The organism is Streptomyces cadmiisoli, from assembly GCF_003261055.1.
In the GTDB taxonomy this organism is placed as follows: Bacteria; Actinomycetota; Actinomycetes; order Streptomycetales; family Streptomycetaceae; genus Streptomyces; species Streptomyces cadmiisoli.
The window spans coordinates 3,642,988-3,668,548 of record NZ_CP030073.1; the positions used below are offsets into that span (position 1 = coordinate 3,642,988).

The 25,561-nt window shown below is 70.9% G+C and carries 22 protein-coding genes; 11 read left to right on the plus strand and 11 right to left on the minus strand.

The window, feature by feature from the left end:
• Nucleotides 1–26: 26 nt before the first annotated feature.
• Nucleotides 27–770: a Mut7-C RNAse domain-containing protein gene (locus DN051_RS15385; RefSeq protein ID WP_053761696.1), complete on the plus strand. Its 744-nt coding sequence runs from the start codon at nt 27–29 to the stop codon at nt 768–770.
• Here DN051_RS15385 and DN051_RS15390 read toward each other — a convergent pair.
• The 5 genes from DN051_RS15390 to DN051_RS15410 form a co-directional block, all read right to left on the minus strand.
• Nucleotides 767–3,172, minus strand: a complete 2,406-nt coding sequence (locus DN051_RS15390; RefSeq protein ID WP_079001482.1) for a galactose oxidase family protein — start codon at nt 3,170–3,172, stop codon at nt 767–769. The genes DN051_RS15385 and DN051_RS15390 overlap by 4 nt on opposite strands.
• A complete protein-coding gene (locus tag DN051_RS15395; RefSeq protein ID WP_079001484.1) occupies nt 3,156–4,385 on the minus strand; it encodes a glycosyltransferase in 1,230 nt (409 codons plus the stop codon). The genes DN051_RS15390 and DN051_RS15395 overlap by 17 nt, the downstream gene beginning before the upstream one ends.
• Nucleotides 4,382–6,040, minus strand: a complete 1,659-nt coding sequence (locus DN051_RS15400; RefSeq protein WP_053761698.1) for a phospholipid carrier-dependent glycosyltransferase — start codon at nt 6,038–6,040, stop codon at nt 4,382–4,384. The genes DN051_RS15395 and DN051_RS15400 overlap by 4 nt, the downstream gene beginning before the upstream one ends.
• Nucleotides 6,037–7,299: a glycosyltransferase gene (locus tag DN051_RS15405; protein WP_053761721.1), complete on the minus strand. Its 1,263-nt coding sequence runs from the start codon at nt 7,297–7,299 to the stop codon at nt 6,037–6,039. The genes DN051_RS15400 and DN051_RS15405 overlap by 4 nt, the downstream gene beginning before the upstream one ends.
• 182 nt (nt 7,300–7,481) lie before the next feature.
• Nucleotides 7,482–9,512 carry a thioredoxin domain-containing protein gene (locus tag DN051_RS15410; protein WP_112438909.1) on the minus strand — a complete coding sequence of 677 codons (2,031 nt, stop codon included), beginning with the start codon at nt 9,510–9,512 and terminating at the stop codon, nt 7,482–7,484.
• A 130-nt stretch (nt 9,513–9,642) separates the two neighbouring features.
• Between DN051_RS15410 and DN051_RS15415 the strand changes: the two genes are divergently transcribed.
• A complete protein-coding gene (locus DN051_RS15415) occupies nt 9,643–12,843 on the plus strand; it encodes a tetratricopeptide repeat protein (RefSeq protein WP_053761700.1) in 3,201 nt (1,066 codons plus the stop codon).
• Nucleotides 12,844–12,876: 33 nt separating this feature from the next.
• On the opposite strand, the gene DN051_RS15420 is transcribed toward DN051_RS15415, so the two are convergent.
• Nucleotides 12,877–13,125 (minus strand): hypothetical protein, encoded by a 249-nt coding sequence (locus DN051_RS15420; RefSeq protein WP_079001487.1) that lies wholly within the window; start codon nt 13,123–13,125, stop codon nt 12,877–12,879.
• Nucleotides 13,118–13,978: a mycothiol conjugate amidase Mca gene (gene mca / locus DN051_RS15425; RefSeq protein ID WP_053761722.1), complete on the minus strand. Its 861-nt coding sequence runs from the start codon at nt 13,976–13,978 to the stop codon at nt 13,118–13,120. Before mca ends, DN051_RS15420 begins: the two co-directional genes overlap by 8 nt.
• A 168-nt stretch (nt 13,979–14,146) precedes the next feature.
• On the opposite strand from mca, the gene DN051_RS15430 reads away from it, so the two are divergent.
• Both DN051_RS15430 and greA read left to right on the plus strand, forming a co-directional pair.
• Nucleotides 14,147–14,545, plus strand: a complete 399-nt coding sequence (locus tag DN051_RS15430; RefSeq protein ID WP_053761702.1) for a DUF4307 domain-containing protein — start codon at nt 14,147–14,149, stop codon at nt 14,543–14,545.
• Nucleotides 14,546–14,713: 168 nt separating this feature from the next.
• Nucleotides 14,714–15,214 carry a transcription elongation factor GreA gene (greA, locus tag DN051_RS15435; protein ID WP_053761703.1) on the plus strand — a complete coding sequence of 167 codons (501 nt, stop codon included), beginning with the start codon at nt 14,714–14,716 and terminating at the stop codon, nt 15,212–15,214.
• Between the two features lie 115 nt (nt 15,215–15,329).
• Here greA and DN051_RS15440 read toward each other — a convergent pair whose 3' ends face one another.
• The 3 genes from DN051_RS15440 to ilvA form a co-directional block, all read right to left on the minus strand.
• Nucleotides 15,330–16,079: an ABC transporter permease gene (locus tag DN051_RS15440; RefSeq protein ID WP_234388973.1), complete on the minus strand. Its 750-nt coding sequence runs from the start codon at nt 16,077–16,079 to the stop codon at nt 15,330–15,332.
• Nucleotides 16,080–16,126: 47 nt separating this feature from the next.
• Nucleotides 16,127–17,155 (minus strand): ATP-binding cassette domain-containing protein, encoded by a 1,029-nt coding sequence (locus DN051_RS15445; protein ID WP_053761705.1) that lies wholly within the window; start codon nt 17,153–17,155, stop codon nt 16,127–16,129.
• 254 nt (nt 17,156–17,409) lie between these two features.
• Entirely contained in the window at nt 17,410–18,639 is a 1,230-nt protein-coding gene (gene ilvA / locus DN051_RS15450) for a threonine ammonia-lyase (RefSeq protein WP_053761706.1), read from the minus strand.
• Between the two features lie 161 nt (nt 18,640–18,800).
• Here ilvA and DN051_RS15455 point away from each other — a divergent pair, with 161 nt between their 5' ends.
• From DN051_RS15455 to DN051_RS15465, 3 genes are all read left to right on the plus strand, one after another.
• Nucleotides 18,801–19,307, plus strand: coding sequence for a MarR family winged helix-turn-helix transcriptional regulator (locus tag DN051_RS15455; RefSeq protein WP_199314988.1), 507 nt, complete (start codon nt 18,801–18,803; stop codon nt 19,305–19,307).
• A gap of 304 nt (nt 19,308–19,611) precedes the next feature.
• Nucleotides 19,612–20,157, plus strand: a complete 546-nt coding sequence (locus DN051_RS15460) for a sigma factor-like helix-turn-helix DNA-binding protein (protein ID WP_053761707.1) — start codon at nt 19,612–19,614, stop codon at nt 20,155–20,157.
• Nucleotides 20,158–20,170: 13 nt separating this feature from the next.
• Entirely contained in the window at nt 20,171–20,419 is a 249-nt protein-coding gene (locus tag DN051_RS15465) for a hypothetical protein (protein ID WP_053761708.1), read from the plus strand.
• 7 nt (nt 20,420–20,426) lie between these two features.
• Here DN051_RS15465 and DN051_RS15470 read toward each other — a convergent pair whose 3' ends face one another.
• Entirely contained in the window at nt 20,427–21,581 is a 1,155-nt protein-coding gene (locus DN051_RS15470) for a cystathionine gamma-synthase (protein WP_053761709.1), read from the minus strand.
• A 150-nt stretch (nt 21,582–21,731) separates the two neighbouring features.
• On the opposite strand from DN051_RS15470, the gene DN051_RS15475 reads away from it, so the two are divergent.
• The 4 genes from DN051_RS15475 to DN051_RS15490 all read left to right on the plus strand — a co-directional run bounded on the left by DN051_RS15475 (nt 21,732) and on the right by DN051_RS15490 (nt 25,292).
• Nucleotides 21,732–22,850: a hypothetical protein gene (locus tag DN051_RS15475; RefSeq protein ID WP_053761710.1), complete on the plus strand. Its 1,119-nt coding sequence runs from the start codon at nt 21,732–21,734 to the stop codon at nt 22,848–22,850.
• A 157-nt stretch (nt 22,851–23,007) separates the two neighbouring features.
• Entirely contained in the window at nt 23,008–23,667 is a 660-nt protein-coding gene (gene msrA / locus DN051_RS15480; RefSeq protein ID WP_112438910.1) for a peptide-methionine (S)-S-oxide reductase MsrA, read from the plus strand.
• Between the two features lie 435 nt (nt 23,668–24,102).
• Nucleotides 24,103–24,471, plus strand: a complete 369-nt coding sequence (locus DN051_RS15485) for a hypothetical protein (RefSeq protein ID WP_112438911.1) — start codon at nt 24,103–24,105, stop codon at nt 24,469–24,471.
• 467 nt (nt 24,472–24,938) lie between these two features.
• Nucleotides 24,939–25,292 carry a hypothetical protein gene (locus tag DN051_RS15490; protein ID WP_112438912.1) on the plus strand — a complete coding sequence of 118 codons (354 nt, stop codon included), beginning with the start codon at nt 24,939–24,941 and terminating at the stop codon, nt 25,290–25,292.
• Nucleotides 25,293–25,561: the final 269 nt, after the last annotated feature.

The window sequence follows — 25,561 nt, forward strand, 5'->3', positions numbered from 1 at the left end:
GGCCTCCTGCGTGCCATCCTGATCAGGTGACCGGACCCGAGATCCGCCCCGAGATCCACGTCGAATTCGCCCCCGAACTGGCCCTGTTCGTCCCGCACGCGCGGCGCCGGGGCGCCACCGCCCTCACCACCGACGGCGTCTCGACGCTGGGCCATGTCGTCGAGTCCCTCGGCGTCCCGCTGACCGAGGTCGGCGCCCTCGTCCTGGACGGCCGCGAGGTGCCCACCGGGCACGTCCCGCGGGACGGCGAGTCCGTGCGGGTCCGCGCCGTGCGGCGTCCGCAGCGGGTGCCGGGCGCTCCCCTGCGCTTCCTGCTCGACGTCCACCTCGGCACGCTCGCCCGCCGGCTGCGGCTGCTGGGCGTGGACACGGCGTACGAGTCGACCGACATCGGCGACCCGGCGCTGGCCGCCCGCTCCGCCGCCGAGCGGCGCGTCATGCTCAGCCGCGACCGGGGCCTGCTGCGCCGCCGCGAACTGTGGGCCGGCGCCTATGTCTACAGCACCCGCCCCGACGACCAACTCGGCGACATCCTCGACCGGTTCGCCCCCGAGCTGCGGCCCTGGACCCGGTGCACCGCCTGCAACGGCCTGCTGCGGGAGGCCGCCAAGGAGGAGGTCGCGGCGCAGCTGAAGGGCGGCACGCAGCGCTCGTACGACGTCTTCGCGCAGTGCCGGGAGTGCGGGCGGGCGTACTGGAAGGGCGCGCACCACGACCAGCTGGAGGCCATCGTGGAGCGCGCCCTCACGGCGTTCCCGAACCGGGGCTAACGCCGGCGCAGATCACCCTTTCCGCAGGCCACGCCGTCCCTGTTCGGGTCGAGGCGCAGCGGGTCGTCCTTGCCGTTGACCTTCAGACGGCCGTAGTCGTTGTCCTTCAGCCAGTCGCAGCGGGCCACCGTCGTCTTCTTGACCTCCTTCGGGAAGGCCGTCGGCACGCACACGTTGGCCGAGCCGTAGTGCCGGTCGCAGCCGGAGACGGTGGTGCCGACCTTGTGCGAACCCCGCTTCTTGCCGGGGCCGGTGACCTTGCCGGACAGGTCGTCGGCGAAGGAGTGGACGTGCGCCGAGGCGTCGGTGGCCCGCAGGGCCTGCGGACCCTGGAGGTGCACCCACTCGGCGACCGACGGCACGCCGTTGGCGTCGACCGCGAAGAGCATGTACCAGCCGGGCGGGGCCAGGTTGGGGTTGCTCGTCACGTTCAGGTCGATGTTGTCGCCGTCCACCGACAGGGGCAGGTCCACGAACCGCTGGTTCGGGTCCGACGAGTGCGTCACCGCGGCCGGGCGGATCAGCTCCGCCTTGGCGATGGGCCGGTCGACGGTGATCCGCTGGGTGTCGCCGTAGTTCCACTCGCTGTCGATCACCGAGGTGATCGTCGGGCGGTCGCCCTTGTAGAGGTAGGGCGGGGTGTAGACGGACACATTGTGGTTCCAGGAGCCGTTGCCCGGGTTGTCGCCGGTGCTCATCACCCGGCCGTCGGGCAGCAGGAACGCGGAGGAGTGGTAGCCGCGGGCCTCCGGGTCGGCGGCCACCGGGTCGAAGGTGCCGGTCTCCGGGTCGTAGATCGACGACTCGTGCACGGGGTTGGCGCGGTTGTGCAGCGCGCCGCCCGTCTCCAGCACCTTGCCGTCGGGCAGCAGGACCGCGGAGACATACATCTTGCCCTGGTCACCGGTCTGCGGGACGGGGCCGTTGCCGAGGTCCACGGTGCCCTGCGGCAGCGGCGGGCCGGCGACGTAGGACGGATCGGGGTCCTTGAGGTCGATGACGTCGGTCAGCCGGTTCGCCTCCGGGTTGGAGTCGATGTTGCCGCCGCCGATGGTCAGCACCTTCTGGTCCTGGGCCGGCGGCAGCAGCACGCTCGCCGACTGGTCGCGCTCGTCCTTGTTCCGCAGGCCGGGCACCTGGGTGATCGAGTTGGCGTCGTAGTCGTAGATCGCCGAGCCGGTGCCGGGGATGTTGTTGCCGAAGACATGGCTGCCGGAGTAGAAGAGGCGGCCGTCCTGCATGAGGATCATCGACGGGTACAGGCCCCAGAAGGACCAGGTCTGGTTGACCTTCCAGGTCGGCAGCCACTGCTGCTCGGCGTCGGACCACAGCTCGGCGGTCACCGAGCCGGTGGAGTCCTCGCGCAGACCGCCGAAGGAGATCACGTCGCCGTTGCCCAGAATGGTGGCCGACGGGTACCAGTGACCGTCGTTCATGTCATTGGTCTTGGTGTACGTCTCGGTCTCGGGGTCGAAGATGTACGAGTCCTTGAACCCCTGGTAGCCGATTGTGCCGTCCGCCGACGGATAGCCCTTGTTGCCGCTCATGACCAGCACCCGGCCGTCCTGGAGCTGGACGTGCCCGGCGCAGAACATGTCGTCCGGGGTGGGAACGACCCGGTAGGAGCCGTCCTCCGGGTCGTACACCGCGGAGGTGAAGGTGCCCGCCTCGAACAGCGCCGGGTCGTTGCCCGAACCCGCGATCAGCAGCACCTTGCCGTTGTGCAGCACGACCGAGTGCATCGAGCGGACCGGGTTCTGCGCGGGCAGCACGTCCCAGCGGCCGTTCGCGCACTCCTGCGCGGTACCCGTGCAGTCCGGTTCCGGCACCGGGTCGGCGACCTGCTCCATCGTGTAGTCGTCGGTCGTCGCGGAGCCGGTGCCGTAGACGGACACACCCCAGCTGATGCGGTCGGTGCCCGCCGGGACCTCGGGGGTGCGGACCGTCGCCTCGGTCCACGCCCCGGCCATCTCCAGCGTCTTGAGGTCGGTCCAGTACTGCCACCCGGCCGTCGTGTCGTGCCGGAACAGCGTGATGTTCGCGTCCGGCGTCGTCGTCTTGTACCAGAGGGAGAGGTCGTACTGCTTGCCCGCGGTGACCACCGGCGCGCAGTCGGCCGACTCGGTGATCAGCGCCTTGCGGTCGCCGTCGACGCGGCGGGTCAGCTCCACCTTCATGGCCTTGGTGCCGGAGTGCGCGTCGGAGGTCGTGGTGAAGCTGAAGTCGTTGTCGCCCCAGCCGGACTTCGACCAGCAGTACGGCATGTCGCCGGTGCCGGCCGTCTCGAAGCCCGGGTTCTTGATCAGGTTGGCGGCGGAGGCGGGCTGGGGTGCGGTCAGAAGCAGGCCACCGGTCAGGCCCGCCACGGCCAGGAGTGCGGTTCGTCTACGGCGTCTGTTCACACGGCTCTCCTTGCTGTGCGGCTCCCGCGCGCGCAGGCACGGGCGGTTTTGCCGGCCTCCGGCGCGGCAGATAGACCAGCGCTTCGGTACCGATGAAGCGCAGGACGAAGGTCGTCACCAGCGCGAGCGCGGTGGCGGGCAGCACCCCCATGCCGAACGCCCCGACCAGCAGGGCGATCAGCGGGATGCGCAGCACCAGGTCGGCGTTGGCGAGCAGGGCGAACCGGCACAGGCGGTCCCACAGCCGCCGGTGCCGGCGGCGGTCGCGGAACAGCAGCCGCTCGATGAGCAGGAAGTTCCAGGCGACGCCGAACTGGTTGGCGACGATCTCGGCGGGCAGGTAGTGCATGCCGAGACCGGTGAGGGCGTACAGGCCGAGCAGGTTCGGTACGAAGCCGGTCGCGCCGATCAGGCCGAAGACCACCATGCGGGCCACCGGTGAGGCGGTGCGCAGTCCGACCAGGTGGCGCAGGAAGCGCAGGCCCTCCCGCGCGGTCGACTTGGACTCTCCGGCGAACCGGTCCTGGAAGACGAACGGGACCTCGGTGACCTGCCGGGGACGGCTGCGCACGGCGAGTTCGAGCAGGATCTTGTAGCCGAGGGGCTGGAGGACCTCGGCGGTGACCACGCTGCGCCGGATCGCGAAGAAGCCGCTCATCGGGTCGCTGATGCCGTGCAGTCTGCGCGGGAAGAGGGCCTTGGTCAGCCAGGTGGCGCCGCGTGAGACGGCCACGCGGTAGCTGCCGGCGAGCCCGGCGCGGCTGCCGCCCTTGATGTAGCGGGAGGCGACGACCAGTCCGGCGTTGGCCCGTTCACCGGTCGCCACCAGGTCGGGGACGAGCGAGGGCGGGTGCTGGCAGTCGCCGTCCATGACGACGATCCAGTCGGAGCCGGCCGCCTTGATGCCCTCGACGACGGCGCCGCCGAGCCCGCCCGCCGGCTCCTCGCGGTGCAGCACGGTCACCGGGAACGGGCAGTCCTGCGCCGCCTCGCGGATCACCTGAGGGGTGTCGTCGGTGGAGTCGTCCACGAAGACGACCTCGCAGGGCAGCCGCGCGGGCACCGACTCGGTGATCAGTTGCAGCAGGCGGCGGACGTTCGCGGACTCGTTGAACGTCGGTACGACGATGGTCACGGCGCCCGGCTCGGGGACCTCGGCGGCGCGGACCGCCGGATCGCCCAGTTCGCCGGGGACGACGGAGTCCTGGCTCATCGCTCGCCTCCCGCGGCCCCGGCGGCGGCCTGGATCCGCCGGATCTCGATCCGGTCCTCCCCGGTGCCGAAGACGGCGACCGGGGTGGAGTTCTCGATCGCCGCCCTCACGTTGGGCAGGTCCACCGCGTCGCGCCGGACCGTCGGCGAGGCGACGACGTAGTCGATGTCGCGCCAGCCGCGCGGCATCGTCTTCGTCACCGCGGGGTCGAGGTCGGCCTTGTAGAACCAGATCACGCCGAGTCCGGGCCGGTAGCCCGCGTGCACCAGGTCCAGCCAGAGGGCGTCGTCGACCAGGACGCGGGTGTCGCGCGGGTTCGCCACCTCGGTGGCCAGCCACTTCGAGGCGGCCCGGTAGGGGGCGTTGGCGTCCGCGGTCATGGCGGTGCGGTCGCCGTCGTACCAGCGCGGCACGACGTAGGCGCCGGCCGCGACGGCCAGCACCGCCGCGAGCGCGTAGCGCCCGCCGGTCACCAGCCGCCTCTCACCGTCCCGGCGCCGTCTGCGCAGCACCGCGTGGGCCACCGACGCCGTACCGCCGGCCAGCACCAGGGCGAGGAACGGCAGCGCCTGGAGGACGTACATCGCGGGCAGGTAGCCGCTCGGCCGCATCGCCATCAGGGCGAGGATCGCCACGGTGAGCGCCGGGCCGGCCAGTGCGCGGGCGGTGATCGACCAGCGCCAGGTGACCAGCAGCAGCACGGCGCCCGCCAGGCCGCCGAGGGGCAGAATGCGGTCGTAGTACAGCCACGACCGGAGCACGCCGTAGGAGCCGGAGCCGGGGTCGAGGATGAAACCGGAGCCGGGCCGGCTCAACTGGTAGACCACGCCGTCCCACAGCGAGACGTGCCCGGCGCCCGGCCACAGCTCACCCTTGAGCAGGGCGAACAGCGGATACGAGATGCCGAGCAGCGCGCAGGCGGTGACGGCGCCGGTGATCGCGAACTTCCGGGTGTCCCGGTGGCTGTGCCGCCACATGGTGACCAGCACGGCCGGCAGGACGAGCAGCATCGTCTCCTTGGTGAGGACCGCCGCCGCGGCGGCCATGCCCGCACCGAAGTGGTGCCACAGGTGCCGGCTCGGGGAGGCGGCCAGGGTGAACGCCAGCAGCGTCCACATCACGGCGATGTTGTCCAGGAAGATCTCGCGCTGCAGGACCACCGACAGCGGGGAGAGCCCGAACAGCGCCATGGCGAGCCCCGCGGCCCACCGCGGCAGGGACAGCCGCCGGGCCAGGACGTAGACGAGGACGGCGCTGATCGCGCTGATCAGCAGCATCGCCACCCGCATGGAACCGACCGTCATCGACTCCGGCGCGAAGTGCGCGGGGATCCAGGTCAGCAGCGCTATCTGGATCCAGCCGAACGGCGGGTGGTCGTACCAGTAGGTGTAGTGGGCCAGGCCGCGGCCCTCCTGGACGGCCCAGGCCTGGGCGAGGTAGGTGCCCTCGTCGTCGCTGTAGGTCGGGTAGTCGGCGATGTTCCAGCCCTGTACGACCAGGATCGCCACCAGGAGGACCCCGCACAGGATCAGGTCGGAGCGCGAACGGCGCAGCCGGAGCGGAGGCGTTGTCCGGAGGGTCGAACCGGTTCTGGGCACAGCTGTCCGCTGCGCGGGGACCTTGACGTCGGTCGCCGCGGGAAGGGTGGAGGTCACGCAGGAACGTCCTCTCGGTTCACGTGCGCGAGATGTGCGCCGACGTGGCTGGTCAACTCCCAGTCGTTGCGGCCGCGTTGTTCACGCCAGACGGCACGCACCGCGGCCCCGGCGAGGAGCACCTGGTAGAAGGGCCCGCCGACGATGAGCTTGACGTAGTGCACGAAGCGGACCCGGAGTCCGTACTGCTTGCCGAAGTCGTGCAGCCCGACGAGTTCGAACACGAAGGTCACGAGGGCGGTGACGGCCGGCAGGAAGGTGATGAAGGCGACGCCCACCGGCACGTCGAGGAAGAGCGCGACGGCCACGTTGAGCGGGATGATCACGCCGGAGATCGCCTGAAGGTACGGCGTCATGAGCGTGTAGCGGGCGAGCAGCCGCTGCCGGAAGCCCGGCAGCTGCTTCCAGTCCCGCTTCCGGTAGACCTGGAGGAACCCCTGGTTCCACCGGGTGCGCTGCTTGAGCAGGGACATCAGGCTGCCCGGCGTCTCCTCGCGGGTGACCATGTCGGAGTCGTAGGCCACGACGACCTTCTTGCCGACGCTGGAGAGCCGTACGCCCAGGTCGCAGTCCTCGGCGAGGCAGTCGGGGTCCCAGCCGTCGGCCTCGCGCAGCACCTTCGTGCGGACGAAGACGGTGTTGCCGCCGAGCGGGATGAACCCCTTCTGCGCGTGCAGGTGCAGCCGCGACCTGAACCAGAAGAAGTACTCCAGGCAGTTGCGCAGGCTGTACCAGCTGGAGTGGAAGTTGATCAGCTGCACGCCGCCCTGGACGACGTCGGCGCCGGTGGACCGGAACGCGTGGTCGACATGGGCGAGCAGCTCCGGATGGACCTGGTCCTCCGCGTCGAAGACCCCGACGACGTCGCCGCGGCAGTGCGGCAGCGCCGTGTTCATGGCCTTCGGCTTGTTCTTCCTGTCGTGGGTGTCGACGACGACCCGCACGCGCGGGTCGCGGGCCTCGGCCCGCCGGGCGACCTCGGTGGTCTCCGGGTCGTCGTGCCCGACGATGACGATGATCTCGAAGTCGGTGTGTGTGGATTCCAGCAGCCGCTGGATGGTGTGGTCGAGCACGGCCTGTTCGTGCCGGGCCGGCAGGAGCAGCGAGAACGACAGGTGCTCACCGCCGTCCGGCCGGCTGAAGCGGGTGGACGCGAGCACTTCGGGCGTACGCCACGCGTGCATCTGCCACCACAAGGTGAACGCCGCCATCCAGAACAGGGCCAGTGAAACGGCAGCGATGAAGACAGACGTCAGCAACAGATCCCCCCAGATCCCCAAACCCCCCTGCCGAGACGCTGGTTCACTGGCGTCCCGACACTGTGGAGAGATTAGGGGGGAAGTGTGAAGCGCGAAAGCTGTTCCGATAAATAGCGTGTTTCGTACAGGTGTGGGGGCTGGGGCAACATGTCAGGACACCTGCCGCGTCGCCCCGGACCGGATCAGCCCTCCAGCGCCGCGCGCAGCCGCTCCGGGTCGGTCGTCGGCGCGTCGCAGGTGAAGTTGCGGCAGACGTACGCGGACGGTGCGCCGCCGACGAGCGGACGGTCGGCGAGCAGCGGGAACTCGTCGCTGCCCGGGACGCCGTAGGCGACCACCGCGCCGGGCGCGGTGCCCAGCAGCGCGGTGCGGTGCAGGACCTTCGTCGCCGGGTCGTCGAGCGCCGGGCCCACCACCGCGACCTCGCGCGGTCCGTCGAGCCGCGCCTCGGCGACGGCGAGCCCCCACCCGATGAACCGGGGGACCCGCGGGCCCAGCGCCTTCACCACGCCCAACGCCCGCTCGGCTGCGGTCCGGTGGGGTTCCGCGCCGGTCTGCGCGGCATAGGCCAGCAGGGCGCCCGCGGCCGCCGTCCAGCCGGACGGGGCGGCGTTGTCGGTGGGGTCCTGCGGACGGCGGATCAGCCGCTCGGCGTCGGCGGCGGTGTCGTACAGCCCGCCCGACTCCTCGTCGACGAAGCCGACCAGGACGTGGTCGAGCAGCAGCCCGGCGAACTCCAGCCAGACGCCCTCCCCGGTGACCGAGGACAGCGCCAGGAACCCCTCGGCGACGTCGGCGTAGTCCTCCAGAACGCCCGCGTTGGCTCCGACCCGGCCGTCCTTGCTGGTGCGGGCGAGGCGGGCGCTGTCGTCGAGGTGGACGCGGACGAGGAGGTCGGCGGCGGCGAGGGCGGCGTCCACCAGGTCGGGGCGGTCGAAGTAGGCGCCGGTCTCGGCGAGCGCGGCGATCGCGAGGCCGTTCCAGGCGGCGACGACCTTGTCGTCCCGGCCGGGCGCGGGCCGCTCGGCCCGCGCGGCCCTCAGCCGCCGCTTGACGGAGGCGACCTTCTCGGCGTCGAACACCTCGTCCTGCTGCGGCAGTCGGAGAACGGAGGCGCCCTGTTCGAAGGTGCCCTCCTCGGTCACGCCGAAGCAGCGGGCGGCGAGCCCGGCGTCGTCGCCGAGGACGTCGCGGAGCTGCTGCGGGGTCCAGACGTAGTACGCGCCCTCCACGTGGCGGCCGGTGCCGTCGTCGCTGTCGGCGTCCAGCGCCGAGGCGAAACCGCCCTGCTCGGTGCGCAGTTCCCGCACCATGAACTCGGCGGTCTCCAGGGCGACGCGCCGGGCGAGCCCGGAACCGGTGGCCCGCCACAGGTGCGCGTAGACGCGGCACAGCAGGGCGTTGTCGTACAGCATCTTCTCGAAGTGCGGAACGATCCAGTCCCGGTCGACGGAGTAGCGGGAGAAGCCGCCGCCGAGCTGGTCGTAGATGCCGCCGCGGGCCATCCGCTCGCAGGTGTCCCGCGCCATCTGCAGGGCGCCCTCGGAGCCGGTGCGCGCGTGGTGGCGCAGCAGGAACTCGATCACCATGGACGGCGGGAACTTCGGCGCGCCGCCGAACCCGCCGCGCTGCGGGTCGTACTCCCGGGTCAGCCCGAGCAGGGCCTGCGCGAGCTCCTCCTCGCCCGGTGCCTCGGTCCCGCCGAAGCCGACCTCGCGTCCGGCGAGGTCCCGGACGATCTTCCCGGCGACATCGGTGACCTCCTCCCGCCGCTCGCGCCACGCGGTGCTCACGCCCTCCAGCACCTGCCGGAAGGAGGGCATGCCGTGCCGGGGCGCCGGCGGGAAGTACGTACCGAAGTAGAACGGCTCCGCGTCCGGGGTGAGGAACACCGTCATGGGCCAGCCGCCCTGCCCGGTGGCGGCCTGCACCGCCTCCATGTAGACGGCGTCCACGTCGGGGCGCTCCTCGCGGTCGACCTTGACGCTGACGAAGTGCTCGTTCAGGAACTCGGCGGTCGCGTCGTCCTCGAAGGACTCATGCGCCATCACATGGCACCAGTGGCAGCTGGAGTACCCGACGCTGAGCAGGACGGGCTTGTCGCTCCCGCGCGCCTGCGCGAACGCCTCGTCCGACCAGGGCCACCAGTCGACGGGGTTGTCGGCGTGCTGGAGCAGGTAGGGGGAGGTCTCGTGGGCGAGTCGGTTCGGCATGCCTCCATCCTGCCCGACACGGCCGGAGCCCGCCGGAACGACCGGCCGGTGATCGTCCGCCCTCTCGCCATCGCGGCCGTACGGAAGGACACTCGTAGGCAAAGCAGTTGTCGCCGGAGGGGGACGGGACATGCGTGACAGTCATCGGGCGGCGGCCGAGCGGCTGTTGGTACGCGCGGTGGAGGAAGAGGTACGGCGGTCGGGCGGCCGGGTCGACGGCAAGGTGCTCATGGCGCGGGCGCGCGGCGCGCTGGACACGATGGCGGGGTCGGCCGCGGAGGAGTACGCGGCCTACACGCGCGCGCTGGACGAGACGGAGGCCGGCCGCCTGACCTTCGGGCAGCGGTACGCGCGCGAGGGCGCCGGAACCCCGCTGCTGGTGGCCGGTGTGGCCGCGGTCGCGGCGGCGGCGGCCGACCTGGCGCTCGGCACGGGCGCGGGCACCGCGCTGGGCGCGGGCGTGGCCGTCGGCGTGGTGGGCGCGGCGACGACCGTCGTGAAGGTCGCCGGCTCGCATCTGCCGGCCGCCCACCACCGGGCCGGTGCCGCGGGGCAGCCGGGCGGGCCGGAACAGCTGCGGCTCCAGTGGCTGACGGCACTGGACGTGCGCGGGATCCGGCCGTTCCTGGACCAGCAGCGGATGCTGGCCTCGTCCACCGGCGCGACGAAGACCGGGCCCCGGCTGAAGGGGGCCGACAAGAGCGGGGCGGCACGCGGACGCAGTGTGCTGGCCCAGTCCTTCGGCCAACTGCCGGAGCCCGTGGGGCCGTTCGCGGGGCGGCGGCGGGAGCTGGCACGGATCCGGCAGTGGGTGCAGGCGGCCCGCGCGAGCACCCGGACCCGGCCGACGGTGGTCGTGCTGCACGGGGCCCCCGGCAGCGGCCGTACGACGCTCGCGGTGCGGGCCGCCCACGACATACGGGACCAGTTCCGCGGGGCGTGCGTGGTCGATCTGCGCGGCGGCAGCCCGGAGGAGCAGCCGCTGTCCACCCGTGAGGCGCTGCTGCATCTGCTGAACCGGCTGGGCGCGCCGCGCGAGCAGCTGCTGTTCCGGGAGCGTTCCTCGGCCGAACAGCAGGTCAAGCGGCTGAGCGAGCTGTACCACCAGCATCTGACCGGGGTGCCCGTCGTGGTCGTCCTCGACGACGCCTGCGACCCCGAGCAGGTCCGCACCCTGATCCCCGAGCGGTCCGACAGCCTCGTCCTGGTCACCGCGCGGGAACCGCTGGACCTGCCCGACGACGAGACGGCGTGGCTGCACCAGCTGCCAGTCGACGCGCTGGACACGGCGGGCGCGGAGGAACTGCTCGGCGCCACGGCGCAGAACACCTCGGGGCCCTACGACGCCGAATCCGGCGAGCGGATCCGGCAGTTGTGCGGAGGGCTGCCGCTGGCGCTGCGTGTCGCCGGCTCGTCGCTGGGCCCGCGCTCGCCCCGGCAGCTCGCCGCGGACCTGGGCGCCTACGGCCCGGTGGAACCGGTGGAGCGGGCCCTGTGGCTGCGCTACACCGACCAGGCCGACCCGGCGCGGCGGCTGCTGCGCCGGCTCGCGCTGGCCGGGCGCGCCTCGCTGGGCACCGCGGCGGCGGCGGCACTGCTGGCCACGAACGATGCGGAGGCGACCCGGCATCTGGTCGTGCTCTGCCGGGCCGGACTGATCGACCGGGTGCGGGGCAGCCGCTACCGGCTGCACGACCTCGTCCGGGCGTTCGCGCACGCCCGTCTGCTCGACGAGGAGGAGCCCGCCGAGCGGACCGCCGCGCAGGAGCGGCTGATCGTGAACTACGCCGAGCTGGCCGACTCGGTGCTGCGGCTGGTCGACGGCAACATGTCGACCCGCTCCGACCGCTTCGGCCCGCACGGCTTCTCCTCCCTCGACGACGCGCTGCGCTGGCTGGACGACGAGTCCAGCTTCATCACCGCCACGCTGCGGCACGCGGAGGGCGTCGACCAGGGGGCGGTGCTGAACCTGCTGGGCGCGCTGTGCGACTACTGCCTGCTGCGCGGCGACCTGTACCGGCTGGGCGAGATCAGCGAACTCGCCCAGGCCGTGGACGAGGGGCTGCTGATCCGCTCGGTGCAGTGGCGCACCGGCATCGCGGCCCGGCAGCTGGGCGAGCTGGACAAGGCCCGTACGACGCTCTCCTCGGTCGTCGACCTGTACCGGGAGGCGCAGCACGACGCGGGCGCGGCCCGTGCCCTGTGCTCCCTCGGCATCACGCTGCACCACCAGGGCAACCTCGGCGAGGCGGCGGCACGGCTGCGCGAGGCGCTCGACATGCAGGCTGCGCCCGCGCTGGCCACCGACCGGGCCTGGACGATGCACGCGCTGGCCGCAGTCGAGCGCGACCGCGCGCATCTCGCCGAGGCCCTCGACCTGCTGCACCGCTCCCTGGAGCTGCACCGGGCGGGCGAGTCCCTGCACGGTGAGGCCTGGGCCCACTTCCAGCTCGGCCAGCTGTATCTGCGCCTCGGCGACGTGGAGCACGCCGAGGGCGAGCTGCGCGCCGCCCTCGACCGCTACGGCCGCACCCGCGACGCCCGCGGCGAGGCCTGGGCGCTGACCCAGCTGGCGCGGGCCGGACTGGTCGCGGGCGAGGGGGCGCAGGCGGTGGAGGAACTGCGCGGCGCGGCGGCCCGGCACCGCGACAACGAGGACGCCCGCGGCGAGGCGTGGACGCTGTACTACCTGGGCCAGGCCCTGGAGGAGACCGGCCACCTCGACCAGGCGGTCCGCGAGCTGGAGCGCTCACGCACGATGTTCTCCCGTATGCGGGACGTGTACGGCCTGGCCTGCGCCCGGCACCACTCGGCCCGCGCCACCCGGGACCAGCGCGCCGCCCAGACCGGCTCGCTGCGCAACTCCGGTTTCGCCCGCCAGCTCCTCGTGGACGCCCGCGCCGACTTCCAGCGCATCGGCGTCGCGCACGGCGAGGCCTGGACCTGTCTGGAACTCGCGGTCGTCGACGCGGGCAACGCGCGCACGGCCCAGGCGCTGACCCTGTGCGACGAGGCCGTCGGGCTGTTCGCCTCGTACGGCGACCGGCGCGGCGAGGACTGGGCGCGCTTCCTGCGCTGCACCCTGCTGCCGTACGCGGCGCCCGGCGGTGTCGAGGTCGGCACGGCGGTGGCGCAGGAGGAGCTGGCGCAGCTGGGCCGGGCCGGCCATCCGGCACGCGACGAGAAGCTGGACGACTACGTGGAGGCGTACCAGCTGCTGCTGGAGCGCGGGGTCAGCCTGGAGTCCGGCTGGCAGGCGTGGCGCCTGGGCATGGTGCCGAGCCGGCACGCCCGGGAGGTGATGGGGGTGGCGGTACCGGCACGGCGGTGACCCGCCGCGCCGGGAGCACTCCGGGCGTCGCCCTCAGCCGCGCCGGGCCTCGAGCCCGGCCGGGGAGTCCTCGGATCCCGCCTTCGGGTCCGGGGACTCCTTGAAGTCGACCCGTCCCATGTGGCGGTTCATCGACTTCATCAGGCCCCAGACGGCCAGGGCCATCACCGCGAAGACGACGAAACCGAGGACACCGGGGGTCACCTTGTCCTCGTCCAGCTCCTTGGCCAGGGGGACGAGGTGGGTCATTGCCAGGCTCACGCTTGCGCTCATGTCAGGCATTGTCGCGGATGCCCGCGAAGAGGTCGTCCTCGGGGAGGGAGGTGTCCACGAGCGACTTCGCGAGCTCGTACTCCTCCGTCGGCCAGACCTCCTTCTGGAGTTCCATCGGCACCCGGAACCAGCCGCCGTCGGGGTCGATCTGGGTGGCGTGCGCGATGAGGGCCTTGTCACGGATCTCGAAGAAGTCCGCGCACGGAACGTGCGTGGTCAGCGTGCGGTCCTTGTGGCCCGATTCGTCCCATCGCTTGAGCCAGTCCCCGTAGGGGGACTCCATGCCCCGGTCGACCAGCGCCTTGTGCAGCGCCTCGGTGCGGGGGCGGTTGAAGCCCTGGTTGTAGTACAGCTTCAGCGGCTGGTGGGCGTCGCCGAACTCGCTCTCCGGGTACTTCTCGGTGTCCGCGGCACCCTCGAACGCCACCATCGTGATCTTGTGGGTCATGATGTGGTCGGGGTGCGGGTAGCCGCCGTTCTCGTCGTAGGTGGTGATCACCTGCGGACGGAAGGAGCGGATCCGCTTCACCAGCTCGCCGGCCGCCTTGTCGATGTCCTCCAGGGCGAAGCAGCCCTCCGGCAGCGGCGGCAGGGGATCACCCTCGGGCAGACCGGAGTCGACGAAGCCGAGCCAGTCCTGCTCGACGCCGAGGATCTCGCGCGCCTCGTCCATCTCCCTCTTGCGTACCTCGTGAATGTGCTCCTCGATGTACTTGTCGCCCTGAAGCTTCGGATTGAGGATGGAACCGCGCTCTCCGCCCGTGCAGGTCACCACCAGCACGTCCACCCCCTCGGACACGTACTTCGCCATGGTGGCCGCGCCCTTGCTCGACTCGTCGTCGGGGTGGGCGTGCACGGCCATCAGTCGCAGCTGGTCAGTCAAGACTCAATCCTCGTTTGGTCGGCGCCCGGGGTGACCGGGTGCGAACGGCGGCTTCTATAGTGACCGAATCGGGGGGCGAATAATTCCGGGACCCCGTCCCGGAGCCCCGTCCGGGACCGATGTCCCGCCCCTGCCGAGAGGACGATCATGAGTACGGTGAGCGCGCGGCCGCCCGCGGGCCGGTACGGCCGTTCCTCGGACGAGCGCGCCGACCGCACCCTGAAGGTCGTCGGTGCCGCGCTCGGTGTGCTGCTTCTCGGCGTGATCGGGTACTTCGGGTACCACTACGTCGGCCAGAACAAGATCAGCGCCGAGGTGATCAGTTTTGATCTCGCCGACGACGCGGTGAAGGTCGAGCTCGCCGTCGAGAAGGACGCCGGCGCCTCCGGCTACTGCACCGTGCGCTCACAGGGCGAGAACGGCGCCGAGGTGGGCCGCGCCGACTTCCGCTTCGACGGGGACGCCACCCGCGTCACACGGACCGTCACGCTCCGCACGACGGAACCGGCCACCACGGCCGAGCTCCTGGACTGCCACGCCGACTGAGGTCACGCGCATTACCCGGCGACTGACCTGCGTTGACGTCATTTTGGTGACTTATGTCCTCCCCCTTCCGCCGCTGAATTGTTAGGCTCGTGGTTTCGCCCACTCGTGAAGGAACATTCTTCTGGGTAGGGCGATGCTTTGTATTCCCAGTACCGACGAGGAGCACCTGTGACCCAGACCAGCGAGAACGTCACCTGGCTGACCCAGGAGGCGTACAACAAGCTCAAGGTCGAGCTTGAGCACCTTACTGGTCCTGCGCGCACGGAGATCGCCGCCAAGATCGCGGCTGCGCGCGAGGAGGGCGACCTGCGCGAGAACGGCGGGTACCACGCGGCCAAGGAGGAGCAGGGCAAGCAAGAGCTCCGTGTGCGCCAGCTGACCCAGCTCCTGGAGAACGCCAAGGTCGGAGAGGCTCCGGCCTCGACGGACGGCGCCGTGGCGCCCGGCATGGTCGTGACGATCGCGTTCGACGGTGACGAGGACGACACGCTGACGTTCCTGCTCGCCTCGCGCGAGTACGCGAGCGCCGACATCGAGACGTACTCCCCGCAGTCCCCGCTCGGGTCCGGCGTGATCGGCCACAAGGTCGGCGAGGACGCGGAGTACGAGCTGCCGAACGGCAGGAAGGCCTCCGTGCGCATCCTGAAGGCCGACCCCTACAGCGGCTGAGCCGGACCCGCGCCCACCGCTCGGGACCACCCGTACCAGACAGCCGAAAGCCCCCGGCGTCCCAGTGACGCCGGGGGCTTCGTCATGCTCCGGGCCGCTCGCAAGCGGCCGTGGGTCAGGCCGCTGCCGAGCGGTACTTGCGCACCGCGAGGGTCCGGAAGATCAGGATGATGACGACCGACCAGATCAGTGACGCCCAGACCGGGTGCTGCATGGGCCAGGCGTCGGACGTCTGGAAGCCCGGCGGAAGGTTGCCGAACAGCTCACGGCACGCCTGCACGGTGGCGCTGAACGGGTTCCACTCCGCGATGTGGCGCAGGAAGGACGGCATCTGGTTCGCGTCCACGAACGCGTTCGAGATGAACGTCAGCGGGAACAGCCAGATCAGACCGCCCGAGGTCGCCGCCTCAGGAGTGCGCACGACCAGGCCGATGAGCGCCCCGATCCACGAGAACGCGTATCCGAGGAGCAGGAGCAGGCCGAATCCGGCGAGCACCTTGCCGAAGTTCTCGTGCGTTCGCCAGCCGACCAGCACGGCGACCACGGCGAGGACGACCAGCGTCAGGGCCGTCTGCACCGAGTCGGCGAGGGTCCGCCCCGTCAGCACCGCGCCGCGCGCCATGGGCAGCGAGCGGAAGCGGTCGATGAGGCCCTTGTGCATGTCGTCGGCGATGCCCGCGCCCGCGCCCGCCGTGGCGAACGTGACGGTCTGGGCGAAGATGCCCGCCATCAGGAACTCGCGGTAGGCCTGGGTGGAGGTGGACGAGCCGACCTGGATCGAGCCGCCGAACACATAGGTGAACAGCACCACGAACATGATCGGCTGGACCAGCCCGAAGATGATCATCTCCGGAATCCGGCTCATGCGGATCAGGTTCCGGCGGGTGATGACCAGGGAATCGGTCACGGCACTCACTTGGCGTTCTCCTTCTTGCGCTTGCGGCCCTTGGCGTCGGCGGCCGTGCCGCCCTCTTCCGGCTCGCCGTCCTCGCCGTCCTTGGTCTCCGCCAGATGGCCGGTGAGGGACAGGAACACATCGTCGAGGGTCGGCCGGCGCAGACCGATGTCGTCGATCTCGATGCCGCGGGTGTCCAGCTCGCGGATCACCTCGGCGAGCAGCTTGGCGCCGCCGGTGACGGGCACCGTGAGCTTGCGGGTGTGCTCCTCGACGGTGGTGTCGCCCTTGCCGAAGCCGCGGAGCACCTCGGCGGCCGTCGCCATGTGCTCACGCTCGTGCACCACGACCTCGACGCGCTCGCCGCCCGTGCGGGCCTTGAGCTGGTCGGAGGTGCCGCGGGCGATGACCCGGCCCTGGTCGACCACCGCGATGTCGTGCGCGAGGTGGTCGGCCTCCTCCAGATACTGCGTGGTCAGCAGCAGGGTCGTACCGCCGGAGACCAGCTGCTTGATGACCTCCCACAGCTGCTGGCGGTTGCGCGGGTCGAGGCCGGTGGTCGGCTCGTCCATGAACATCACGGGCGGCGACACCACCAGGGCGGCCGCCAGGTCGAGCCGCCGGCGCATACCGCCGGAGTAGGTCTTGGCGGGCCGGTCGGCGGCGTCCGCGAGATTGAACTGGTCCAGCAGCTCACCGGCCCGGACCTTCGCGGCCTTCGCGCTCATCTGGTAGAGCTGGCCGACCATCTGGAGGTTCTCCCGGCCGGTCAGGTATTCGTCGACGGCGGCGAACTGGCCGGACAGGCCGATGGAACGCCGGACCCGGTCGGGGTGGGCGAGCACGTCGATGCCCGCGACCACGGCCCGGCCGCTGTCGGGGCGCAACAAGGTGGTCAGGCAGCGGACGGTCGTCGTCTTGCCCGCGCCGTTGGGCCCGAGCAGGCCGAGGACCGTGCCCTCGGGGACATCGAGGTCGACGCCGTCCAGAGCCCTTACGTCGCCGAAGGTCTTGACCAGGCCTTCGGCATAGATGGCGCCTGGCATATGAGTCTCCACGTCATGGTGATGCTTCGAAAAGCGCTTGCGGGTTCGGTGCGGTAGCAGGTTCTGTACCGGTGGACCGAAGGGATGGGGATGGGGATGGGGATGGCAGGTTCTGCGCACAGGCAGGAGTTGCAACGCGCGACACCATAACGCGATGTATCGCGTCTCACAATCGAGTTTTCCCCCTTGAACGACGAAGCGTCCGTGATCTTGGCCTGACCTCGGCCTTCATCGGTCCCACGGCGCCCGGCGCCTCAGTCGATGACGGTGTACCCGGCCTTCCGCAGGGCGTCGCCGACCTCGGCGCAGTGGGCCGGGCCCATCGTCTCCAGGTGCAGCTCTACCTCCGCCTCCGTGAGCCCGAGCCGTGGGTCGGTCCGTACATGGCTCACATCGAGCACGTTAGCGTCAGCCACTGACAACACCCCGAGGAGCGTCGCGAGCGCACCCGGCCGGTCCGTCAGCCGCAGCCGTACGGCCAGGTAGCGGCCCTGCGCCGCCATACCGTGCCGCAGCACCCGCTGCATCAGCACCGGGTCGACGTTGCCGCCGGACAGCACCGCCACGACCGGCCCCTCGAACGCCCCCGGGTCGCCGAGCAGCGCCGCCACCGGGCTCGCCCCGGCCGGCTCGACGACCAGTTTGGCCCGCTCCAGGCACAGCAGCAGCGCCGCGGACAGCTGGTCCTCGGTGACCGTACGGACCTCGTCCACCAGATCCTCGATGATCGCGAACGGCACGTCACCGGGCCGCCCGACCCTGATGCCGTCGGCCATCGTCGCCGGGTTCTCCACCGACACCGGCCGCCCCGCCGCCAGCGAGGGCGGGTACGCCGCCGAACCCGCCGCCTGGACGCCGACGATCCGCACCTCGGGCCGCAGCGCCTTCACCGCGACGGCGATACCGGCCGCCAGCCCGCCGCCGCCGACCCCCACGACGACGGTGCGCACCTCCGGGCACTGCTCCAGGATCTCCAGGCCGACCGTGCCCTGGCCCGCGATGACGTCCGGGTGGTCGAAGGGATGGATGAACACCGCGCCCGTCTCGGCGGCGTACTCCTGCGCGGCGGCCAGGGTCTCGTCGACCACCTGTCCGTGCAGACGTACGTCGGCGCCGTACTCGCGGGTCGCGCTTATCTTCGGCAGCGGGGCGCCGTTCGGCATGAACACCGTGGCGCGCACACCGAGCAGAGCGGAGGCGAGGGCGACGCCCTGCGCGTGATTGCCCGCGCTCGCCGCGACCACGCCGGCCGCGCGCTGCTCGGGCAGCAGGCCGGCGATCCGGACGTAGGCCCCGCGCAGCTTGAAGGAGCCGGTCCGCTGGAGGTTCTCGCACTTGAGATGGACCGGTGCGCCGACCAGCCGGCTCAGATACCTGCTGCTCTCCATCGCGGTGACACGTGCAACGCCCGAGAGCATCTTCTGCGCGCCGCGTACGTCGTCGAGGGTGACCGGGGGCGGGGGGACGGCCTCGCGGTAGTTCATGACTCGAGTCTCGCAGTTCACAGGCGGCGAAACCCGCTGTGACCAACCTCCGAGACCGGATTGCGCAGCGCCGGTACGGCCTGCCCCCCATCCGCGTACCCTGTCCCCCAACCCAGCACCCAGCATGAAGTGAGCCCCCGGCCATGCCCACAACACCTGAAATGTCGATGGACATGACGACCGTCGGTGACACCGGTCTTCTCGACGCGCTCCAGCACGAGGTGGCGCTGTTCGCCCGACGTGCCGAACAGACCCGGCTCGGCGGTGTCGGACAGGTGCGCAACTCCATGGACCGCGCCGCGTACCTGCTGCTCAACCGGCTCGACAAGGAGGGGCCCATGGGCGTCAAGGCACTCGCCGCGAGCATGGGCATCGACTCGTCGACGGTCACCCGGCAGGTGGCTCCGCTCGTCGACACGGGCCTGGTCAAGCGGACCTCGCACCCCGAGGACGGGCGTGCGGTGGTGCTCCAGCTCTCCCCGCGCGGCCTGTCGCGGCTGGAGGAGGTCCGCTCGTCCCGGCGTCAGTTGATGGCCGAGCTGACCCAGGACTGGACGCCGGACGAGCGCGAGGCGTTCTGCGCCCTGCTCACCCGTTTCAACGTGGCGCTCTCCACCCGTGCGGCCCCGCAGGCGGTGCAGGGCGTGGAGCCGACCTCCGCCTCCTGACCCGCCCGCGGTACGGCGCCCGCCTCGCGTGACGGGCGGGCGCGCCGCGTGCACACGCGCGCGTGCACGCGGAGACCATGTCCTGCCCGGACCGCCCGGACCTGTCGCGTCCCGGGACCGCCGTGGCGAGCGCGGTCCGCACGGCGCCTCCCCCACGTGCCCCGCTGTGCGCGGCTCTTGACCGACGGCCCACCTCTGGCCTCATATGAGACCGGGTCCCGCGGTCGTACGCGGGTTCGCCTCCGGCGGGCCGGGTGAGCCGCCGGGACCGGTGTCGTCAGGTCGGCCTCAGGCGGGAGGCGCGGTGCGAGAACGGCAAGCGTCCCAAGGTGCCCGCCGGGACCGGGAGTTCGAGGCGTTCGTCGCCGGCGCGGCCGGGCGGCTGCTGCACACCGCCACGCTGCTCACGGCCGAGGCCCCGAACGCCAACCCGCGCGCGCGGCGCCTGCTGACCCTGGCCCTCGCCCACACCTACGCCTGCTGGGACCGGCTGCGCGGCGAGGACCCGTACGTCCGCACCCGCCACTACCTCGCGCTCCGCTTCGCGCACGGCGCCTGGCACCACTACGCGCACCGGGCCCGGCTGCGCTACGCCGCTTTCGGCAGGGCCCGCCCACCGGTCGTCGGCACCTTGGCCGACCTGACACCGCAGGAGCGCCTGGTCCTCGTCCTCAGGTTGTACGAAGGGGTCGCCGAGGAGCAGACGGCCGCCCTGCTCGGACTGCCCGTGGAACGCGTCCGCATGCTGTGCGACCGGGCGACCGCGACCCTCCTGCACCCTCCCCGCGGCCCGGCCCCGGCGATGACGGGCGCGAACGCGGCGGCGGGCGCGAAGGCGGCCGCGTCATGACCGGGGGTGGACGATGAGCCGGCTGGACCGGGAGGCCGCGGCGCGGCACATCATGGAACAGGGCACGCCCCGGGTGCCACCCGACCTGTGCGCCGACGCCGTACGCCGCGGCAACCGCCTGCTGCGGCGCCGGGTCCTCGTACTGCGTCTGGCGTGGCTGCTGCTGTTCGCCGCGACCGTGGCGTTCACGGTCTGGGCACTGACGGTCCGGCCCTGGGTGGAGCCGCCGTCGCAGACGACCCCACCGCTGACGGGCTGGTGAACCGCTTCTAGCCCAGCGCCTGCTTGAGGTCTTCCAGCAGGTCGTCGACGTTCTCGATGCCGACGGACAGGCGGACGAGGTCGGCGGGGACCTCCAGGGCCGAACCGGCCACCGAGGCGTGCGTCATACGTCCCGGGTGCTCGATCAGCGACTCCACGCCACCGAGGGACTCACCGAGGGTGAACACCTTGGCCCGGTTGCAGACCTCGACGGCCGCCCGCTCGCCGCCCTCGACCCGGAAGGAGACCATGCCGCCGAAGGACCGCATCTGCTTGGCGGCGATCTCGTGACCGGGGTGGTCGGGCAGACCCGGGTAGAGCACCTTCGTCACGCGCGCGTGCCGGGTGAGCATTTCGGCGACCCTGACGGCGTTCTCGCTGTGCCGGTCCATCCGCACGGGGAGCGTCTTCGCGCCGCGCAGCACCAGCCAGGAGTCGAAGGGACCGGCGACCGCGCCCATCGCGTTCTGGTGGAAGGCCAGCTCCTCGCCCAGGGTCTCGTCGGACACCACCAGCGCACCGCCGACGACGTCCGAGTGACCCCCCATGTACTTGGTCAGGGAGTGCACCACGACGTCCGCGCCGAGCGACAGCGGCTGCTGGAGGTAGGGCGTGGCGAAGGTGTTGTCGACGACGAGCCGGGCACCGGCGTCCCGGGCGATCTGGGCGACGGCGGCGATGTCGGTGATGCCGAGCAGCGGGTTGGAGGGGGTCTCCACCCAGACGACCTTCGTCCGCGGCGTCATGGCGGCCCGGACGGCCGACGGGTCGCTCGTGTCGGCGACCGACCATTCCACGCCCCAGCGGGCGACGACCTTCGCGAACAGCCGGAACGTGCCGCCGTACGCGTCGTCGGGGATGACCACGTGGTCACCGGGGCCGAGCAGCGTGCGCAGCAGGCAGTCCTCCGCCGCCAGTCCGGACGCGAACGCGAGTCCCCGGCGGCCCCCCTCCAGGGCGGCGAGGTTCTCCTCCAGCGCCGTCCTGGTCGGATTGGCGCTGCGGCTGTACTCGTAGCCGCCGCGCAGACCGCCCACCCCGTCCTGCTTGTAGGTGGACACCTGGTAGATCGGCGGTACGACCGCACCGGTGAGGGGGTCGGCCGTGTTGCCCGCGTGGATGGCGAGCGTCTCGAAGTGCTGACTGATGTGCCTGTCGCTCATGGGACCCGAGCCTAGTGCGCCGACGAGCCGATGCGGCCGCGCGGCGGCGGGGCAGCGCGGGGAACGGTCCTCCGCCCGGCGGACCCGGGTTTTCCACAGGTCCGCGGTACGGGTTGGCCAATTGTCGTCGGCGTCTGGTTCGCTTGAGGCATGGAGATTCTGTGGGTCCTGCTGGCCCTGCTCATGATCGGCTTCGTGCTGGGCCCGATGGTGATGCGCAGGCGCAGGGGTATCGAGCTGGTCGGGCCAGGACATCCGGACGCCGCGGATCCCGCGAACTACGGATTCGTGCGTCAGGAGGAGCTGGACGTCCGCATGCCCGGTCCCGACCAGGACCTGGTCGACGTCCTGGACCTGGTCCAGCGCACTCAGGACCACCGGGCCGCCGCCCAGCTCCTCGCGGGCACGGAGGCGCCGGGCGAGGTGCGCTGGCAGCGCGTGCAGGCTTTCGCCGGCGCCGCGTCGCTGGAGCTCCAGCAGCGGCCGGGCGGTGTGAGCGACACGCCGGGCGGGCAGTGGCTGCGGGTGTGGCGGGCCGAGGCGCCCAAGGACGCGGGCGGCGCCGCGGTGCACGCCGAGTTCCTGGTGCAGCAGGCGTGGCGGACGGCGACGCCCGGCACGGACGAGTTCCGGATCATCATGGAGGAGGCGAAGGCGGCGTGCGGCGAGGCCGCGCTGCTCGCCCCCGGCGACCCGGTCCCGTACATCATCGAGCTCTCCGTGGCCCGGGGCCTGGCCTATCCGCGCGCGGAGTTCGAGCAGCTCTGGCTGAAGATCCTGGACCGCGCCCCGAACCACATGGGCGCTCACCTGGCCGCCCTGCACTACTGGTGCGAGAAGTGGCACGGTTCCAGGGAGCTGGCGTACCAGTTCGCGGAGGCCGCGGCGGCGCGTGCCCCGCAGGGCTCGCTGCTGGCGGCGATGCCTCTCTTCGCGGTCTTCGAGCACCTTCCGGAGGTCAACCTCGTCGCGGGCTTCTACCAGAGCGAGGTCGTGACCAAGGCGATGCACGGCGCACTCCACGCGGTGCACTCGGCCCGTGCCGACGACCCGATGCTGGCGCACGTCCGCCATCTGCTGGTCTTCTTCCTGGTCCGCGCCGAGCGCTGGGCGGAGGCCATGAGCCAGCTGATACACATCGACGGCCACGTCGGCGCCCTGCCCTGGACGCTGTCGCGCGACCCCGCCGCGGAGTTCGCGGTCTACCGGGCGCTGGCCGTGGCGGGCTACGAGGCGAACGGCGGCAGCCCGGCGACCCTGCTGCACTGACGGCCACGGCCACGACGCCCGCACGGCGGTGTTCGCCGCGACCGCCCCGAGCCGCCACCCGGTGGCCGGGGCGGCGCCGTACCCCGCACCCGACCGGAATGGAGGGGGTCGCGAGAACGTTGAGCAGCATGCCTCCCCTAAACGAAGGGCCCCCACCATGCTGTTCGGCCGTACGCCCGTCCTGCCCACCCCCGAGCAGGCACTGAAGGGCCGCCCGGCGCCGATCTTCACGGTCCCGGACCTCCACACCGTCCTCGGCACCCCGCTGCTCGGCCCGTACCCGGAGGGCCTGGAGATCGCGGACTTCGGCATGGGCTGCTTCTGGGGCGCCGAGCGCACGTTCTGGCGACTCCCGGCGGGGGTGTGGACGACCCTCGTCGGCTACCAGGGCGGCCACACCGAGCACCCCACCTACGAAGAGGTCTGCTCGGGCCTGACGGGCCACACGGAAGCGGTCCGGGTGGTCTACGACCCGGCGCTGATCTCCTACGAGAAGCTCCTCCAGACCTTCTGGGAGGCCCACGACCCGACGCAGGGCTTCCGCCAGGGCAACGACATCGGCACCCAGTACCGCTCGGCGGTCTACACCCACACCCCGGCCCAGGCAGCCGCCGCGCAGGCGTCCCGCGAGAGGTACCAGAAGGTCCTGACGTACTCGGGCCACAGCAGGATCACCACGGAAATCCTCCCGGCCGAGGACCGCGTCTTCTACGTCGCGGAGTCGTACCACCAGCAGTACCTGGACAAGAACCCGGGAGGCTACTGCGGGATCGGTGGGACGGGAGTCAAGCTGTGTACCCCGTTCGAGACGAACTAGGGCTCCTGCCCGACCGGTGTCGCCCCCACCCCGGATCCCAAGGACAGGTAGTCACCCAGGGCGCCCCTCCCCGCAGCGACCTATTCGGCAGGGAGTAGGAAACGGGGGCGTTTATGGCGCGAGCCTCGACGATCACGGCCCCAACGTTGCGCTTTAGCGTGAAGGTCCACAGACTGCCTCACGCGCCGGAAGCCCACGGGGCCGTGATCACCCGCGCCAAAGCAGCTGCCAGCCAAAGTCGCTGCGCCAGCCTCTCGGAAGCGTTTATCAAGCGAGGCATCGCCGTCAAATAATGACTCCCGTTTCTTCCGACTGACGTCCTGAGCACGGCCGTTGATGCCCTAAGATGGCGCCCCTTGTTGAGCACAACATGACCAAGAAGGAGGGGCAATGGACGCAGAGCTAGTAACCCTCGCCTCAACTGCGGGAACCGCAGTGGTAACCGCTCTCACCACCGACCTGTGGCAGCGAGCCCAGACCTCGATCGGCACCCTCTGGCGGCGCGCGTACCCGGAGCGTGCCGACACTGTGGAGGCAGAGCTCACGGAGACCCGCGCTCTGCTCCTCGCCACCCCAGAGAACGATATGGCCGAGGTTTCGATCCAGGAATGGCGCCTGCGTTTCCACCGCCTGCTCACCACGCACCCCGGACTCGCCGAAGAGCTGCGCCGTGTGCTGGCCGAGGACCTCGCACCCGCGCTCTCAGCCCATCCTCGGGGCACGTCCACGGTCTTCAACGCGACAGCGTCCGGGCACGGGCGTGTCTACCAGTCCGCCAGGAACCAGACGATCAACGAGCGATGACCGAGAAACCAGACTCCCCGACGGTTCCGGCCAGCGGTCGGACCTTCACAGCGACTCCAGCGGACCAGGCACGGGCGTACCAGGCCAGCCGGGACCAGACGATCAACGAACACCATCACTACGCGCCACGTGGTTCGCTGAAAGTACACATGGCCTGGTCAGTGGCAGGTGTAACAGTCCTGGCACTTGGTGCGTTGGTGGGCGTTGAGTTGTGGCAACGGCATACGGCAGCGAACGCGACACCTGTTGGCGATAAAAAGGTCCGGCAGGTCTCAGCCTCCTCTACGCCTAGCACCACCCCGAAGCCATCCGGCACTGTATCCCCAGGTCCGTCACCTACAAAGGCACCAGTGCAACAGGAACCGACGGCTCCAACACCGAATCCCACACCCTCCGCGTCTGCTTCCGAACCGCCGTCCAACCCGGCAACGAGTTGTACCGGGTGGAGGGATTCAGGTGTCATCCACGTGCAGGTCAAAGCATGCAGCCGTATCGAGAACGACCACCTGTACATGAACGCCGAATGGCGTACAACGTCCGGTTCCGCGCTGGTGGACGTCTACATCTGGTTGGAGGACGCCGCGGGCAAGGAGGTTGTTTACCCGGGCACGTCCATGCCCAACGGCATGCCGTCGTACAACATGGCCGCCTGGCAGACACCCCAGATCCATCCGCAATGGAAGGAGTACAAGGTCGGCAAGGCTCTGGCACATGGCGAGAAGTACCAGGTGTCCGTATCAGTGAGGGAACGGGGTGGCGCTAAGCCCAATATTTTCAGCCCCACAGTGGTAGGTCACCAACTGGGGGTTGTCTATCCTTAAGCCATGCCCACCGCGCCACCACCACAACAACATGTCGGTGACACAGTCAACCAGACAGGAAACGGCAAGGTAGTCGAGGACATCACTTTGTCCTCCTGGAAGTCGCTAAAGACCTATGGAGACTTGCACAGCGCCCAACCTGACCGCGCAGACTCTGGAAGGGTAGCGCCGACTGTGTGCACTGCGGTCAAATTCCTCACCTCAGCACGGTTCTGCGAACGACGTCGTGGGGCCGCAGACGGCAGAAGGCGCAGCTGCTCCTTCATGTA